The 14881-nt window shown below is 66.3% G+C and carries 17 protein-coding genes; 12 read left to right on the plus strand and 5 right to left on the minus strand.

Features of this window, described 5'->3' with window-relative positions:
• The first annotated feature begins 371 nt into the window (after nt 1-371).
• From Q0996_RS14440 to Q0996_RS14460, 5 genes are all read left to right on the plus strand, one after another.
• Nucleotides 372-959 (plus strand): DUF882 domain-containing protein, encoded by a 588-nt coding sequence (locus Q0996_RS14440; protein ID WP_299620968.1) that lies wholly within the window; start codon nt 372-374, stop codon nt 957-959.
• Nucleotides 960-1091: 132 nt separating this feature from the next.
• Nucleotides 1092-1697, plus strand: coding sequence for a 3-isopropylmalate dehydratase small subunit (gene leuD / locus Q0996_RS14445; RefSeq protein ID WP_299620970.1), 606 nt, complete (start codon nt 1092-1094; stop codon nt 1695-1697).
• 83 nt (nt 1698-1780) lie between these two features.
• A complete protein-coding gene (gene leuB, locus Q0996_RS14450) occupies nt 1781-2905 on the plus strand; it encodes a 3-isopropylmalate dehydrogenase (RefSeq protein ID WP_299620972.1) in 1125 nt (374 codons plus the stop codon).
• A gap of 173 nt (nt 2906-3078) precedes the next feature.
• A complete protein-coding gene (locus Q0996_RS14455) occupies nt 3079-4440 on the plus strand; it encodes an OmpP1/FadL family transporter (protein WP_299620974.1) in 1362 nt (453 codons plus the stop codon).
• A gap of 121 nt (nt 4441-4561) precedes the next feature.
• Nucleotides 4562-4744, plus strand: coding sequence for a hypothetical protein (locus Q0996_RS14460; protein WP_299620977.1), 183 nt, complete (start codon nt 4562-4564; stop codon nt 4742-4744).
• Nucleotides 4745-4847: 103 nt separating this feature from the next.
• On the opposite strand, the gene Q0996_RS14465 is transcribed toward Q0996_RS14460, so the two are convergent.
• Nucleotides 4848-5180, minus strand: coding sequence for a DUF962 domain-containing protein (locus tag Q0996_RS14465; RefSeq protein ID WP_299620980.1), 333 nt, complete (start codon nt 5178-5180; stop codon nt 4848-4850).
• A 191-nt stretch (nt 5181-5371) separates the two neighbouring features.
• On the opposite strand from Q0996_RS14465, the gene Q0996_RS14470 reads away from it, so the two are divergent.
• Nucleotides 5372-6385, plus strand: a complete 1014-nt coding sequence (locus Q0996_RS14470) for an aspartate-semialdehyde dehydrogenase (protein WP_299620983.1) — start codon at nt 5372-5374, stop codon at nt 6383-6385.
• 107 nt (nt 6386-6492) lie between these two features.
• Nucleotides 6493-7122: a LysE family translocator gene (locus tag Q0996_RS14475; protein WP_299620986.1), complete on the plus strand. Its 630-nt coding sequence runs from the start codon at nt 6493-6495 to the stop codon at nt 7120-7122.
• Nucleotides 7123-7190: 68 nt separating this feature from the next.
• Here Q0996_RS14475 and Q0996_RS14480 read toward each other — a convergent pair whose 3' ends face one another.
• The 4 genes from Q0996_RS14480 to pdxY form a co-directional block, all read right to left on the minus strand.
• A complete protein-coding gene (locus tag Q0996_RS14480; protein ID WP_299620989.1) occupies nt 7191-7826 on the minus strand; it encodes a DUF1062 domain-containing protein in 636 nt (211 codons plus the stop codon).
• 335 nt (nt 7827-8161) lie between these two features.
• Nucleotides 8162-8575, minus strand: a complete 414-nt coding sequence (locus Q0996_RS14485) for a hypothetical protein (RefSeq protein ID WP_299620992.1) — start codon at nt 8573-8575, stop codon at nt 8162-8164.
• The gene (locus tag Q0996_RS14490) at nt 8575-9210 is read right to left on the minus strand and encodes a DUF5671 domain-containing protein (protein WP_299620995.1); all 636 of its coding nucleotides are present in this window, start codon (nt 9208-9210) and stop codon (nt 8575-8577) included. The genes Q0996_RS14485 and Q0996_RS14490 overlap by 1 nt, the downstream gene beginning before the upstream one ends.
• A 114-nt stretch (nt 9211-9324) precedes the next feature.
• Nucleotides 9325-10173: a pyridoxal kinase PdxY gene (pdxY, locus tag Q0996_RS14495; protein WP_299620998.1), complete on the minus strand. Its 849-nt coding sequence runs from the start codon at nt 10171-10173 to the stop codon at nt 9325-9327.
• A 167-nt stretch (nt 10174-10340) separates the two neighbouring features.
• Between pdxY and Q0996_RS14500 the strand changes: the two genes are divergently transcribed.
• The 5 genes from Q0996_RS14500 to Q0996_RS14520 form a co-directional block, all read left to right on the plus strand.
• Complete coding sequence (locus Q0996_RS14500; RefSeq protein ID WP_299621001.1) at nt 10341-11222, plus strand: CoA ester lyase; 882 nt, start codon at nt 10341-10343, stop codon at nt 11220-11222.
• A gap of 4 nt (nt 11223-11226) precedes the next feature.
• Nucleotides 11227-12288: a MaoC family dehydratase gene (locus tag Q0996_RS14505; protein WP_299621004.1), complete on the plus strand. Its 1062-nt coding sequence runs from the start codon at nt 11227-11229 to the stop codon at nt 12286-12288.
• 1456 nt (nt 12289-13744) lie between these two features.
• Nucleotides 13745-14140, plus strand: a complete 396-nt coding sequence (gene sdhC / locus Q0996_RS14510; RefSeq protein ID WP_299621006.1) for a succinate dehydrogenase, cytochrome b556 subunit — start codon at nt 13745-13747, stop codon at nt 14138-14140.
• A gap of 1 nt (nt 14141) precedes the next feature.
• Nucleotides 14142-14519: a succinate dehydrogenase, hydrophobic membrane anchor protein gene (gene sdhD / locus Q0996_RS14515; RefSeq protein ID WP_299621009.1), complete on the plus strand. Its 378-nt coding sequence runs from the start codon at nt 14142-14144 to the stop codon at nt 14517-14519.
• Between the two features lie 54 nt (nt 14520-14573).
• A partial coding sequence (locus Q0996_RS14520; protein WP_299621012.1) for an FAD-binding protein occupies nt 14574-14881 on the plus strand: 308 nt, incomplete at its 3' end.

Consider the following 14881-nt stretch of genomic DNA (forward strand, 5'->3'; position numbering starts at 1 on the left):
GCCGACAAACCCTCCGTCCCAATCAGCCACCGCATCAAAAAGTGCAACTGGAATGATGACTACATCATCTCCGCTCTCGCCCATATGCGATAGCCCTGCCCGCCAGGGGGAGAGGGATCTGGTGCGGCGACTGAGTGGGAGCCCATCGTGAATTGATCGGGGAATAGGCCCGCCCTGTCCGAGTCGATAAGACAACAGAGGTGGCCGCGGCAGCTTCATCGCTTTTGGCGTCCGGCTAACCCTTTCGGAGTACCCCGTCGGTTGCCAGGCGCAGCCGAAGCGTGTATGCCGTTAACCGTCCGTTCGTTGTTGGGGGCGCAAGGTCTGAACGGACAGATCCCCAGATCCGCTCGAAAGAGGACCCAGGCGGTATGGAGCATAAGACGCAGTGCGTTTCGGCAGGGCCGGCCTCGCGCCGCCGCTTTCTCACCGCCGTCGCCGGCACCGCCGCAGCCTTTACCGTTACCGCCCTCGCACCAAGTCTCGCCCAGGCCGCGACGGCCTTGCCGCAGACCCGCAGCCTCGCCTTCCGCTCGCTGCACACCGGCGAAGAGGTGGCGGCGACCTATCTGCGCGATGGCGTGCTGCAGGCCGAGGGCCTGAACAAGCTGAACCACGTGCTGCGGGACTGGCGCAGCGGCGAGGTCTGGGAGATGGACCGCAAGCTGCTCGACCTGCTCTACGCGCTGCGCCGCGAAATGGACAGCGACCAGCCCTTCGAGCTGATCTCCGCCTACCGCTCGCCGAAGACCAACGCCAAGCTGGCCTCGAAAAGCAACGGCGTCGCCAAGCGCTCCTTCCATATGCGCGGCATGGCGGTGGACGTCCGCCTGCCGGAGCGCGATCTGGCGGCCCTGCACCGGGCGGCCCTGGCCCTGAAGGGCGGTGGCGTGGGGCTCTACAGCAAGTCCGGCTTCATCCACGTCGATACCGGCCGCGTGCGCCGCTGGGGCGCCTGAGCCCGGTTCTGTCTTGCATGGCTGCCCTGCGAGCCCAGGGGCAGCAAGGCTTTGACCTTTTTGCCCAAACTCCTATGATCCGGCCCCTGAGCGCGCCGAAGTCCGCTGCGCGCTCCCGGAGGTTTTGCAATCATGGACAAGTTCACGACCCTCACCGGGGTGGCCGCGCCCCTGCCGCTGGTCAATGTCGACACCGACATGATCATCCCCAAGCAGTTCCTCAAGACCGTGAAGCGCACCGGCCTTTCTAAGGGGCTGTTCTACGAGATGCGCTTCGACGAGGCGGGCAACCCCAAGGAGGGCTTCGTCCTCGACCAGCCGGCCTACAAGGGCGCCAGCATTCTGGTGGCCGGGGAGAACTTCGGCTGCGGCTCCAGCCGTGAGCACGCGCCCTGGGCGCTGCTGGACGCCGGCATCCGCTGCGTCATCGCCCCCAGCTTCGCCGACATCTTCTACAACAACTGCTTCAAGAACGGCATCCTGCCCATCGCCCTGCCGCAGGAGCAGGTGGACCTGCTAATGGACGACGCCGAACGCGGCGCCAACGCCGTGGTCACCGTCGATCTGGAGAAGCAGGAGATCACCGGGCCGGACGGCGGCACAATCGCCTTCGAGATCGATGCCTTCCGCAAGCACTGCCTGTTGAACGGGCTCGACGACATCGGCCTCACCATGGAGAAGGCCGAGGCCATCGGCGCCTTCGAGGACGCCCGCAAGACCAGCCAGCCCTGGCTGTAAGCAGGGGCTGCTCTGCCTCAGGCGGCGTGCTGCGGCCTGATACCTGACACGACGAGATTGATTTTTGGGAGGAGACGCGAGGCATGGCGTCCAACAAGAAACTCTTGATGCTGCCGGGCGACGGCATCGGCCCTGAGGTGATGGGCGAGGTGCGCCGCGTCGTCGACTGGATGGACAAGCGCCGCGCCGTGTCCTTCGACGTGGAGGAGCGCCTTGTCGGCGGGGCCGCCATCGATGCCGAGGGCGGGCCGGTGAGCGATTCCACCATGGAAAAGGCGCTGGCCGCCGATGCCGTGCTGCTGGGCGCCGTGGGCGGGCCGAAGTGGGACGAAGTGCCCTTCGAGCTGAAGCCGGAGCGCGGGCTGCTGCGCCTGCGCAAGGACCTGGAGCTCTTCGCCAACCTGCGCCCGGCGCTCTGTTTCGACGCCCTGGTCGAGGCCTCGACCCTGAAGCCTGAGGTGGTCTCCGGCCTCGACATCGTGATCGTGCGCGAGTTGACTGGCGGCGTCTATTTCGGCGAGCCGCGCGGCATCGAGACCCTGCCCGACGGCACCCGCCGCGGCATCAACACCCAGGTCTACACCACGCCGGAGATCCACCGCGTCGCCCGGGTGGCCTTCGAGCTGGCCAGGAAGCGCAACAACCGGGTCTGTTCGGTGGAGAAGTGCAACGTGATGGAATCCGGCGTGCTGTGGCGCGAAGAGGTGACCAAGCTGCATGCCGACGAATTCGCCGACGTCGAGCTCAGCCACATGCTGGCCGACAACTGCGCCATGCAGTTGGTGCGTGCGCCGAAGCAGTTCGACGTGATCGTGACCGACAATCTCTTCGGCGACATGCTCTCCGACGCCGCGGCCATGGCGACCGGCTCCCTGGGGATGCTGCCCTCCGCCTCCCTCGGCGCCACCGACGCGACCGGCCGCATCCCGGCGCTCTACGAGCCGGTGCACGGCTCGGCGCCGGACATTGCCGGCCAGGGCAAGGCCAATCCGCTGGCGACCCTGCTCAGCTTCGCCATGATGCTGCGCTATTCCTTCGATCTCGGCGACGATGCCGATCTCATCGAACAGGCGGTGCAGGATGTGCTGGCTGCAGGCAACCGCACCGGCGACATCGCCGCGCCGGGGGCCGCGCCGGGGGCCGCGACGGTGTCGACGGAGCAGATGGGCGGCGCGCTGCTGGCGGCCCTGGACCGGCGGGCCGCCTGACCCGCGTCACCCCACAGCGGTTCCTGAAGAAGTCCGGGCCGGCGGCGCACTGGCCCGGCCTCTGCCGCCTCGACGGAGCTTTTTTTGAGGCGCCGCGGGTCCGTTACTTTACCACTTCATGATGCACGCTATAGTTTCTTCCTAAGGGTGGGAACCACCACAGGGAGGAACTCGTGGCAAAGCGAACTGCCCGGCTCACGGGCCTGTTCCTCTCCGCCAGTCTCATCGCCCTGACCTCGAGCCCCGAGTTCGCCCAAGCTTCGGGGTTCGCAATTCGCGAGCAGAGCGGCTCCTCCCAGGGGCATTCCTTCGCCAGCGCCTCCACCGGTGTCGAAGATATCTCCAACATGTTCTTCAACCCGTCGCTGCTGACGTTTCACGACGGGAACCAGTTCGTCGTGGTCAACAGCCTCATCGTCCCGCAGTCGGAGTTCAAGAACGGCAGCGCCAGCTTCACCCCGGGCGTCGGCGGTGGCGCCATCGGCAACGGGACCGGGTTCACCGGCCTGAACGATATCGGCCGCTCGGCCCTCGTTGCGGCGACCTATGCCATGATCTCGCCTGCCGAGGACCTGCGCCTGGGCCTGGGGGTTACCGCGCCGTTCGGCCTCAAGACCTCCAATGAGGAGGGGTGGATCGGGCGCTACCACGCGCTGGACTCGCGTCTCACCACCCTCAACATCAATCCGACGCTGGCCTACCGCATCAACAGTTATCTCTCCGTCGGTGCCGGGTTCGTGGCGCAGTACGCCGATGCCAAGCTGTCCAACGCCATCGACTTCGGCACCATCGGCGCCGGCCTGGGCGGCACGCCGGGTGCCGAGGACGGCCGCGCGGTGGTGCGGGCCGACGACTGGGGCTTCGGCTTCACCCTGGGCCTGACGGTGACGCCGATGGAGGGCACCCGCATTGGCGCCGGTTACCGCTCCTTCGTCTCTCACACCCTGGAAGGCGATGCCGACTTCGACCTGGGAAGCGGCGTCGGGACCCTTGTGTCCGGCGCGACCGGTGCCTTCACCAATACCGGCGCCAGCGCCAGCGCCAAGTTACCGGAGCAGGTGAGCGTCGGGATTCATCAGGACGTCGGCGATGACTTCGCCCTTATGGGTGAGGCCCAGTGGACCCATTGGAGCCGCTTCCGCGAGTTGCGGATCAAGTTCGACAATCCGGCCCAGGCCGACAGCGTGACCGCGGAGAACTGGACCAACACCTGGTTCTTCGCCCTCGGCGGCACCTATCGGCCTGACGAGGATTGGACCTTCAAGCTCGGCGTGGCCTTCGACGAGTCGCCGGTGCCGGACCGCACCCGCACGCCGCGCATCCCCGACGAGGACCGCTATTGGATCTCCGGCGGCGTTTCCTACGATCCCTTCGACTGGCTGTCGGTTTCCCTGGCCTATACCCATATCTTCCTGCCCGATGCCGACATCGACCTGGGGTTCGACGATCCCAACCACGCCTCCCGCGGCAGCCTGGAAGGCACCTATGAGTCTTCGATCGATATTGTCGTGCTGCAGGGCCGAATCACCTTTTGACGTCCTTTCGGCGGCCAATTTGGGGCCGGCGGTCGCCCGCTGGCGCCACAATTCGGTCAATTGACCCCCCGGCCCGCCGGGTCTATGGTGACGGGGTAAAGCTCCAATGGGAGGCGATTTTATGCAGAAGACCCTTACCGCCCTTGTGGTTGCGGCAGGCGTCGCCGGGTTCGCAGGCTCTGCCTTTGCGGCCGGTTGCGGCTATTCCCACGTGGCTCAGAGCTCAAAACCCGTCGTCACGGCTGATGCCCAGCAGTCCACGCCGGTGGTCAAGACGACCACGCCGGAGACTGCCAAGAACTGAGGCGCCCTGACCCATGGACGAAACGGAAGGCCGTCCCTCTGGGCGGCCTTTCCTCTTAAGGGCCGTCCTCAGGAGACACGACAGAAGAGAACGCGATCCGCGGCTAGGACGCATCGGGCAGCCGGCGTTCCAATTCGCCGGCCATCCCGCCGCCCAGCCAGACGAACAGCATGCGGAAGTCGCTGACGAAGGACCACAGCGGGTGGGTGAAGGTGGCCGGCCGGTTGCGCTCGACAAAGGCGTGCGCCAGCCAGGCGAAGGCATAGCCGCAGACCAGGGCCACGACCAGCAGCCACCAGGTGCCGGTGGCAACGGCGCCGGCCAGCAGGACAAGGCCCAGACAGGTGCCGAAGAAGTGCAGGCCGCGGGTGGTTGGGCTGCGGTGTTCGGCCAGATAGCGCGGCCAGAAGTCCGTGTAGGTCTTGGAGCGTTCCAAAGCATGGCTCCCGGGCTTGCGCGGGGGCCTTTGCGGGCGCGCCGCTTGAGCCCTCCGCGGAACTTTGATTTAACTCCGGGGTCTCATCGATATGAAGCCCCTTCTCACGAAACCCCGTGGACGGCGATGCCGGCTCCGCAGTTTCCGACAGCCGCATTCTAGATGATGTGAAAGGCAGATAGGCAAGCGTTATGGGATACAGAGTTGCAGTGGTCGGCGCCACGGGCGCCGTCGGCCGGGAGATCATGTCGACGCTCTCCGAGCGGGCGTTTCCCATCGATGACATCGCCGCTCTGGCCTCCGAGCGGTCGGTCGGCAGCAAGATCTCCTTCGGCGAAGACGACGAGGTGAAGGTCCAGAACCTGGCGGCCTTCGACTTCAAGGGCACCGACATCGTGCTCTCCTCGCCGGGGGCCTCGATCTCGGCGGAGTTCTCGCCCAAGGCCGCGACCAAGGGCGCGGTGGTGATCGACAACACCTCCCACTTCCGCATGGACCCGGACGTGCCGCTGATCGTGCCGGAGGTCAATGCCGAGGCCATCGCCGGCTATTCCAAGCGCAACATCATCGCCAACCCGAACTGCTCCACCATCCAGATGGTGGTGGCCCTGAAGCCGCTGCACGAATTCGCCACCATCCGGCGGGTGGTGGTGGCCACCTATCAGTCGGCCAGCGGCTCCGGCAAGGAGGGCATGGACGAGCTTTTCACCCAGACCCGCGGGATCTACGTGAACGAGCAGGTGCGCCCGGAGGTCTTCACCAAGCAGATCGCCTTCAACGTCATCCCCCACATCGACAAGTTCATGGACGACGGCTCCACCAAGGAGGAGTGGAAGATGGTGGTGGAGACCAAGAAGATCCTCGATCCCGCCATCAAGGTGAACGCCACCTGCGTGCGCGTGCCGGTCTTCATCGGCCATGCCGAGGCGATCACCATCGAGTTCGAGAACCCGATCTCGCCGGAACAGGCACGTGAGGTGCTGAGCGCCCAGGATGGGGTGACCGTGGTCGACCACCGGGTCGACGAGGGCTATGTCACGCCGTCGGAATGCGCCGGCGAGGACCAGGTCTATGTCAGCCGCATCCGCAGCGACCCCACGGTGGACAACGGCCTGTCGATCTGGGTGGTCTCCGACAACCTGCGCAAGGGCGCGGCCCTCAACGCCGTGCAGATCGCCGAGACCCTGGCCCGCGACTACATGTAACCTCGCATTCCTGAGACCGCGGAGCGGGCCTCGCCGCACACCGCCCGTGCAAGGCCCGCGCAAGGCCCGCGCAAGGCCCGCGCAAGGCCCGCGCAAGGGAGGAAACCATGTCCTTCGAAAGCTGGTTGGTGTTTGTCGTGGCGGCGGCGCTGATCTCCCTCTCGCCCGGGGCCAACAACCTGCTGGCGCTGACCAACGGGCTCAGGTTCGGCGCCGCCCGCTCCCTGGCCGCGGTGGGTGGGCGCATCGGCGCGTTCGCGGTGATGATCGTGATCGCCGCGCTCGGTCTGGGCGCGGTGCTGGCGGCCTCTGAGCTCGCCTTCCAGATCGTGAAGTGGGTCGGCGTCGCCTATCTGGTCTATCTCGGCCTGCGGGCGCTCACCGCACCGGCGGCGGTACAGAGCACTCCGGGCGGCGGCAGCGGCGCTGCGCGCCAGTCGGTCGGCGTGATGGCGCGGCGCGAGTTCCTGGTCGCCCTCGGCAATCCCAAGGCCATCCTGGTCTTTACCGCGGTCTTCCCGCAGTTCGTGGTGCCGGGCGAGCCGGCACTGCCGCAGTTCGTCGTCATCGGGTTCACCTTCCTCGCCACCGAATGCCTGGCGGCCTTCGTCTATGTGCTTTCCGGCAAGGTCTTCGCGCCGCTGCTGCGCGACCGCGCCTCTCTGGTGAACCGCCTCACCGGCGGCCTGCTGCTGGCGGCGGCGGGGCTCCTCGCGTCGGCCAGCCGGCGCAGTTGATCCGAGCCAGGTCACCAAGCCATGGCATACGACACGGGCCTGACAAAGAAGATCCTGCACCGCTCCGATCACTGATCGGACGACTGGGCCGCCGCGGCGATCGCCGCGCCGTCCGGCTCTTGGGACAGATCGAGGGTGAGGCGCAGCCCGTCGCGAAGCGGCCGCCGCAGCATCCGGGCCCTGGCGGGATGGAGCGCGAGGCGCCCCGATTTCTCCAGGTTCTGAAGGCGCTGCCGTGCGAGGCCGAGTTCGCCGGCGAGCAGCCGGTCCAGGCGCAGACGGACCGGGTCGGGGACGGCCAAGCGTATTTCCAGCGATCGTGGCGGCTCCGACGGCGCGGCAAGCACCGTCTTGTGCACCTGCAGATCGTTGCAGTGCTCGATCCGCCCGGCATGGCCGCTGAGACCGTCGAGGTCGAAGGCCATGCGCCGGGCGAGCCCGGGATCGTTCATCCGCAAGGCCGTCACCAGTCGCAGATCGAGGCTGGCGACCGTGCGGCGTTCCAGAACCGGGCGGTTCCAGGTCTGATCGCAGACCGCGCAGCAGTAGATCAGCCAGGCGTCGAGACGCTTGCCGTTGGCGTTCAGCCGGAATTTCCCGCTGCTGCGGAAGGGTCGGGGGCCGCCGCAGCGGCTGCAGGTGAGCCAGGGCCGCGGTTCGGATTGCGGGGTGATCGTCCAAAGGACGGAGAGGGGCTTGCCCATGCCGGCGTGCGCTTCCCATTGGGAAGTTCGTCAGGACGACGGCAGCGAGGGGCCGAACAGGCGCGGTGCGAGAGAGGAGTCAAACTGCTGGGAATTCGGCCGCGGGGCGGCAGCGATGCCGGTCGCGGTCCAGCCGTGCCATACCGGTCTCGAACCGCCACCAAGAGGAACTCACAGGTTTCAATGCGGCCGCGCGCGGGCACGGCCGTGGATGCTGGTGGAACTGGTGAGACCGGCGGTTACGATGGCAAGGTGGGGTGCGCCTTTTCCTGTGAGCGCGGCGGTTGTAGCCGAAAGCGCCGCCTTTGGGAAGAGCCGGTTGGGGGCGCCGGTCGTCAGGAGTCGGGGGCCGTGAGGTGAAAACAATGGAACCCCTGCGCGTGGGTTGCGAAGTTGTATCCCCGTGGCTGCGCTGCGAGGTCGCTGTCCGCCAATGCGAAAACGGCGCAGAGCTTGTACGTCGTCTTTCCGGTGACTTCGTAGTGGTAGGGCTCCCCCGTTTCCGGATCGTTCAATTGCTCGATCTCGGCGTTCGACAGGTCGTCCAGACTGGCGGGGAGCCATTCATTGGTGATCGCATAATGATTGACGGCGCTGGAGATTCGATACAGGTGCTGGATGCGTTTGTTGTCGAGGCCGAGCAAACGCTGCTTGGCGGGCGAGCCGATAATCAGGAAACCGCCAACCAGCGCAGCCAGGGACAGGATGACAAGCGCGCCAATGAGCAACTGGCCGGTCGAGATCCTCATCACAGTCGCCGGTCGTCGCGTTTCAGGTCATAGAGGTAGTAGCTGAAGATGGCGCCGGCGATGACGCCGACCGTGGCCACCTTCAGGATAAAGCGCAGGGTCAATTCGCCGCCCAGCAGCCCGAAAATCAGCGTCGCAAAGTCGCCGATCAGGAATGCCACGGCAATGAAGAGGGCAATGTAGGTGAGCCACTTGCGGGTCGGCGACCCGGCCTTGGTCGGATCTTCTGCCAGCAGGCGCCGCACCCGATAGGTGGTGAACAGGAAGACCGGCAGGGCGACGATCAACTGCGACATCGACCAGCGGATCGATCTTGTGTTGTCGCCGGTGTGGTACAGGGCGTCCGGGAACGCCTGCTCGATAAAGCTGAAGCTCAACTTGCCCAGCGCATAAGCGGCAAGATAGAGCGTCGTGAAGAGCACGAGATAGAGGAAGGCTTCCTGCGCCGAGATGGACTGTCGAGGTGTTGGAACGGGAATCGAGAATTCGACGTCCGAGTATGCGTCAAGTGCGGCGTCGACCTGCTTGCTGGTCCAACCGGCCTGCAGAAGAACCTGTCTGATTTCCGTGCGCGCGGTGCCTTGCGACAAGGCATCTCGCACGAATTGGTTGAGGGCATCTTCGCGTTTGGACATAGAGGGCCCGCCTGATGTTCACAAAGCGTATTGATCGTAAAGGCTGCAATGTGGATCGGCCAAAGGAATTCACGGTTGATAGGTCCGCGGCGATGGGGCGGCGGGCATTGGCCCTCACAGTGGCACGGGTTGGAACCGGTGGCGCGGCGACTCCAGGCGGTCCTGGGCGGTGACGATCTGCAGCTCGCCTTCACCGGCCTCCAGGGTGGTTTGCAGGATCTCGAAGATGGCCGAGGCGGCGCTGCCCAGCGCCTCCGGCAAGGACCGGGTGCTCAGGTAAAACCCGAGGAAGAGGGCGGCGACGGCGTCGCCGGCGCCGTTGGCTGCGAAGGGCAGGCGCGGGGTGGCGATGCGCCAGGCGCCCTCAGTGGTCACCGCCAGCATCTGGATCTCTCCTGCCGTGTCGTCCTCAGAGGCGAGGGAGGTGACCAACACGACCCTGGGCCCCTGTCCCAGAAGCCGGTCGGCTGCCGCGCGGATTTCGCTCGGGGTTTCTAGCTTGGCGCCGCTCAGGATCTCCAGTTCGAAGAGATTTGGGGTAAGGATGTCGGCGGCGGGCAGGGCGCGTTCGCGCAGGAAGGCGGAGACGCCCTCGCGCACGAAGAGCCCCTTGCCGCTGTCGCCCATCACCGGGTCGCAGGCCCAGATAGCGCCGGGCTTGGCCTCCCGGATCCGCGCCGCCGCGTCCAGGATCACCACGCCCAGGGCCGGATCGCCGATGTAGCCGGTCAGCAGCGCATCGCAGCGCGCCAGGGCGCCGCGCGCCTCCAGCCCATCTATGATCCGGGCTATCTGCGCTGCCTCGAAGACCTGGCCCTGCCAGTCCGGATAGCCGGTGTGGTTGGAGAACTGCACGCTGTGGACCGGCCAGACCTCGATCCCCAGCCGCTGCAACGCGAAGACCGCCACCGAATTGCCGACATGGCCGTAGGCGACATGGGACTGGATGGAGATCACGTTCATTGGGGCATTCTGGCGCTTTTTGGCTCTTTTCAGGGGCCTGGCGGCTGCCCCGGGCCCGGCAGCTTGCCACAGGCGGGTCATTGTTTATAGTCGCGAGCCGTGTTCGCAGGTGCGGTATAGCACCGGACTTGCGGCGGAGAAGACCAGTCGCTGAAGAGAGCCTGCCCATGCCCGCTACCGCCCGGCCGCGCCGTTCCGTCCTCTACATGCCCGGCTCCAACGCCCGCGCCCTGGAGAAGGGGCGCAGCCTGCCCGCCGATGCGCTGATCCTGGACCTGGAAGACGCGGTGGCACCGGACACGAAGGAGCTGGCGCGCCGGCAGATCGCCGAGGCGGTGGCCGCGGGCGGCTACGGCTCGCGGGAGCTCATCGTGCGGATCAACGCCCTGGACGGACCCTGGGGCGCCGACGACGTGGCGGCCGTGGCGGGCTGCGGCGCCGATGCTCTGCTGCTGCCCAAAGTCGAGACGGCGGAGATGGTGCGCGATCTGGAGTCCCGCATGGCTGCCGCCGGTGCCCCTCAATCCATGGGCATCATGTGCATGATGGAAACGCCGCTGGGCATGCTGAACGCGCAACAGGTTGCCGCCGCCTCGCCGCGCCTCACCTGCCTGGTGATGGGCACTTCCGACCTGGTGAAGGACCTGCAGGCCGCCCACACGCCCGAGCGCCTGCCGGTGCTGACCAGCCTCGGCCTCTGCATCCTGGCGGCGCGGGCCTACGGCCTGGCCATCGTCGACGGCGTGCACCTCGATCTTTCCGACGACGCCGGCTTTGCCGCGCAGTGCGTCCAGGGCAAGGACTTGGGCTTCGACGGCAAGACCCTGATCCACCCCAAGACGATCGCCAAGGCCAACGAGGTCTTCGCGCCGTCCGAAGAAGAGGTCGCCTGGTCGCACAAGATCATCGCCGCCCATGCCGCGGCGGCGGCCGAGGGCAAGGGCGTGGTGGTGGTCGACGGCAAGCTGGTGGAGAACCTGCACGTCGAAAACGCAGAGCGGCTGGTGGCGCTGGCTCGGGCCATCGCCGAGCTGGACGCGGCGGCCTGATTTCATGAAAGCCAACCCCGGCAACTTTTTCGAGGACTTCCGCCTCGGCCAGGTGCTGCGCCATGCGACGCCGCGCACGCTGACGGCGGGCGATCAGGCGCTCTACACCGCGCTCTACGGATCGCGCTTCGCGCTGCAGTCCTCCGACGTCTTCGCCCGCGGCCTCGGGCTGCCGCGCGCGCCCCTCGACGATCTGCTGAGCTTTCATGTGGTCTTCGGCAAGACCGTGCCCGATGTCTCGCTGAACGCCGTGGCCAACCTCGGCTACGCCGCCGGCCGTTTTGGGGCGCCGGTCTATCCCGGCGATACGCTCTCGGCGCAGAGCGAGGTCATCGGCCTGAAGGAGAACTCCAACGGCAAGACCGGCGTGGTCTACCTGCGCACCGAGGGCGTCAATCAGGACGGTGCGCTGGTTGCGGATTATGTCCGCTGGGTCATGGTGCGCAAACGCGATCCGAACGCGCCGCCGCCGGCGCCGCAGGTTCCCGACCTGCCGGAGGCGGTGGGCGCCGAGGAGATCGTGGTTCCCGAGGGCCTGGACTTTGCGGGCTTCGACTTCGCCGCCGCCGGCGCGGCCCACGGCTGGGACGACTTCGAGGTCGGCGAGAAGATCGATCACGGCGATGCCATGACCATCGAGGAGGCGGAGCATCAGCTCGCCACCCGCCTCTACCACAACACCGCACGGGTGCACTTCAACCAGCATGTCGAAGGCCAGGGCCGATTCGGCCGGCGCATCGTTTACGGCGGCCACATCATCTCCCTGGCCCGCTCCCTGAGCTTCAACGGCCTGGGCGCGGCGGTGAAGCTGGTGGCGCTGAACGCCGGCACCCATGCCGCGCCGAGCTTCGCCGGGGATACGATCTATGCCTGGTCGGAGGTGCTCGACAAGACGGCGGTGGACCGGCGCCAGGACCTGGGTCTGCTGCGGCTGCGCACGGTGGCGACCAAGGACCGCGCCTGCGCCGACTTCCCCTACAAGGACGCCGAGGGGCGCTACGACCCCGCGGTGGTCCTGGACCTCGACTACAGCGTCCTCATGCCGCGGGCGAAGATCGGGCCCTGATCCGGACGCACGCTGAGTCTTGTGGTTTTTTCCGCGGACACCACAAAATTTAGTTGAATCGGGGGAATCGCTGGTGTAATGACTGAGGCGCCGGGTGCAGAGGAGGAGACCTCTTCTGCGCTGTGCCCCGGAAGAAAGGGCACCCCCGACGCCTCAAGAGCTGGATCCAGCTCAGCGCGATCGCTGCGGCCTGTGAGTTCTTTGTTATCATCTGCGCGCGTATACCGGGCCTGGCGTGACCGATAAGGCGCTGCACGATCATAACATTCCCCGAGGGGAACGAACTCACGCGGTTGGTTTCTGTCTCGTCAAGCGGTCCTTCTTCCGGTTCGTGGCGCGTCCTTCGAGCGGCGAACAGAGTCCGCTGCCCATCGAACGTCCTCACCCGGGCGGTGGTCGACCTCCGAAGAGGTCTTCCCGATCAGCCGGCACCGCGGAGCGACACCTCCTGACCCCGGTCTCCGAGAAACGCCCTCCAAGGAGAGTACCTCTCTGCCGTCCACCGGTCCGCAAGCGAACCGCTTTCGGGCGGGAGACCTTCGCAAAGCCTCGTGAGACGCTCTGCGACCCCGGACTGGCCGGCTCCCCGACACGGGGAAGGGGAGCGGCCATCGCCGGAAGATGACGGTGCAAGATCTGACCGACACCTCCCAAACCAATGGTCAAGAACTGCAGGGCAACCCGACCACCGGTGCCGAATGAATTGCTTCCGAAGAAGCCACCCATCCCCGAACTTTGGCGCTGCGCCTCCGGCTTCCGCGAACCCCCGAAGGGGCTCTCGAATGCCTTCGTCCCCGGCCCGAAGGCCGCAAACCCGCTTCGTCTGGCCCGAAGGCCAACCTCCACCGGTTTTCGGGAACCGAAGCTCCCGGAGACCGCCGCAACTCTCGTTTCTCCAGACCGTGAGATCCAAAGCCTCTCAAGCTGCGTCCCGAGGGACCGAAGCCCTTCGGGAGGGCTGCACCGACCGCCGTTCGGCGCTCTCGCGTGCAGGGAAATGCTCGCCTGAATCAGATTTAGCGACAACACGAAATTTCTGTAGCGACTTAAAATCTTGTGCATAGTTTCGCCGATCCTGCACAATTCCTTCACATCTTGCCCACAAGTCTGTCCACAAAGGTGAGTCCACGTACCCGCACAAATGCCACTCTTCGGCGCCGTGGAGATGCCGCCGCGCATCCTGAACTGCGGTCTGCGGAGGCCGTTGCGGTCTTGCCGGAACGCCGGGAAAGCCGCGGCTTCAGGGGGCCTCGCGTTGACTTGTGCTGCGCTGCGGTCTAAATCCAAGCGGTCTAGAGGTTTTGTTGAGGGTCGTCGCTGAGAATAGCCGTCGCTGCACGGCGCAGTGCAAGCCCCGGTCCGCACGCACCACCCTAGGCGGCAGGTTGGGGCAGACAGGATGGCTGGCTCGTCCGTCTGAAGGTCCATTCACAAGAGAGCTCAAAGGCAGCCGCGTATGAGCAGTTCCAATCGGCCCCTCTCCCCCCATCTCCAGGTCTACCGGCCGCAACTCACCTCGATGCTGTCGATCCTGCACCGCATCACCGGAGTCGCGCTGGCGGTCGGCACCCTGCTGCTGGTCTATTGGCTCGCCGCGGCGGCCGGCGGCCCGGAGTCCTTCGCCGGCGCTCAGGGGCTGGTGGGCTCGTTCATCGGCCGCCTCTTCCTCTTCGGCTGGACCTTCGCGCTGTTCTATCACCTCTGTAACGGCATCCGGCATCTCTTCTGGGATGCCGGCTACGGGTTCGAGATGCAGACGGCGGAGCGCAGCGGCTGGCTGGTGGTTGGCGCCTCCGGCGCGCTCACCCTGCTGAGCTGGATCCTCGGTTACGTGATGATGGGAGGTTCGTGAGATGAGCCTGCGCTCGCCATTGGGACGGGTCCGCGGACTCGGTTCGGCGAAGGACGGCACGGGACACTGGTGGGCCCAGCGCCTGACCGCCCTCGCCCTGGTGCCGCTGACGCTCTGGTTCTGCGTCGCGGTGATCTCCCTCAGCGGCGCCGATCATGCGGCGGTGGCCGACTGGGCCGGCTCGCCGGTGGTGGCCGGCCTGCTGATCCTCCTGATCGCTGCGACCTTTTACCACGCATACCTCGGTGTCCAGGTGGTCATCGAGGACTACGTCCATAACGAGATGTTCAAGATTGCCGGCCTGCTGCTGACCAAGGCGGCGGCAATCGTGTTGGCGCTGACCGGCATCCTGTCGGTATTGCTGCTCCTGCTTGGATAGGCCGGCAGCAAGAGCGATGCAGAGGCGCCGCCAAGAGAAGACCGAGGTCCGACCATGACCAAGTCCTATGAGGTAATCGATCACACCTACGACGTCGTGGTGGTCGGGGCCGGCGGTGCCGGTCTGCGTGCGACCCTCGGCCTCGCGGAAGCCGGTCTCAAGACCGCCTGTGTGACCAAGGTCTTCCCCACCCGCAGCCACACCGTGGCCGCCCAGGGCGGGGTCTCCGCCTCGCTGGGCAACATGGGCGAGGACGACTGGCGCTGGCACATGTACGACACGGTCAAGGGCTCCGACTGGCTGGGCGACCAGGACGCCATCGAGTACATGGTGCGCGAGGCGGCGCCGGCGATCCTGGAACT

Source organism: Pelagibius sp. (genome assembly GCF_028289705.1).
Taxonomy (GTDB): Bacteria; Pseudomonadota; Alphaproteobacteria; order Kiloniellales; family Kiloniellaceae; genus Pelagibius.

Coding starts and splice junctions, on each gene's coding strand:
- sdhC (WP_299621006.1), top strand. CDS start 13,745: ATGAGCAGTTCCAATCGGCCCCTCTCCCCCCATCTCCAGGTCTACCGG.
- Q0996_RS14505 (WP_299621004.1), top strand. CDS start 11,227: ATGAAAGCCAACCCCGGCAACTTTTTCGAGGACTTCCGCCTCGGCCAG.
- Q0996_RS14475 (WP_299620986.1), top strand. CDS start 6,493: ATGTCCTTCGAAAGCTGGTTGGTGTTTGTCGTGGCGGCGGCGCTGATC.
- Q0996_RS14500 (WP_299621001.1), top strand. CDS start 10,341: ATGCCCGCTACCGCCCGGCCGCGCCGTTCCGTCCTCTACATGCCCGGC.
- sdhD (WP_299621009.1), top strand. CDS start 14,142: ATGAGCCTGCGCTCGCCATTGGGACGGGTCCGCGGACTCGGTTCGGCG.
- Q0996_RS14480 (WP_299620989.1), bottom strand. CDS start 7,826: ATGGGCAAGCCCCTCTCCGTCCTTTGGACGATCACCCCGCAATCCGAA.
- Q0996_RS14485 (WP_299620992.1), bottom strand. CDS start 8,575: ATGAGGATCTCGACCGGCCAGTTGCTCATTGGCGCGCTTGTCATCCTG.
- leuB (WP_299620972.1), top strand. CDS start 1,781: ATGGCGTCCAACAAGAAACTCTTGATGCTGCCGGGCGACGGCATCGGC.
- Q0996_RS14440 (WP_299620968.1), top strand. CDS start 372: ATGGAGCATAAGACGCAGTGCGTTTCGGCAGGGCCGGCCTCGCGCCGC.
- Q0996_RS14460 (WP_299620977.1), top strand. CDS start 4,562: ATGCAGAAGACCCTTACCGCCCTTGTGGTTGCGGCAGGCGTCGCCGGG.
- Q0996_RS14490 (WP_299620995.1), bottom strand. CDS start 9,210: ATGTCCAAACGCGAAGATGCCCTCAACCAATTCGTGCGAGATGCCTTG.
- pdxY (WP_299620998.1), bottom strand. CDS start 10,173: ATGAACGTGATCTCCATCCAGTCCCATGTCGCCTACGGCCATGTCGGC.
- leuD (WP_299620970.1), top strand. CDS start 1,092: ATGGACAAGTTCACGACCCTCACCGGGGTGGCCGCGCCCCTGCCGCTG.
- Q0996_RS14470 (WP_299620983.1), top strand. CDS start 5,372: ATGGGATACAGAGTTGCAGTGGTCGGCGCCACGGGCGCCGTCGGCCGG.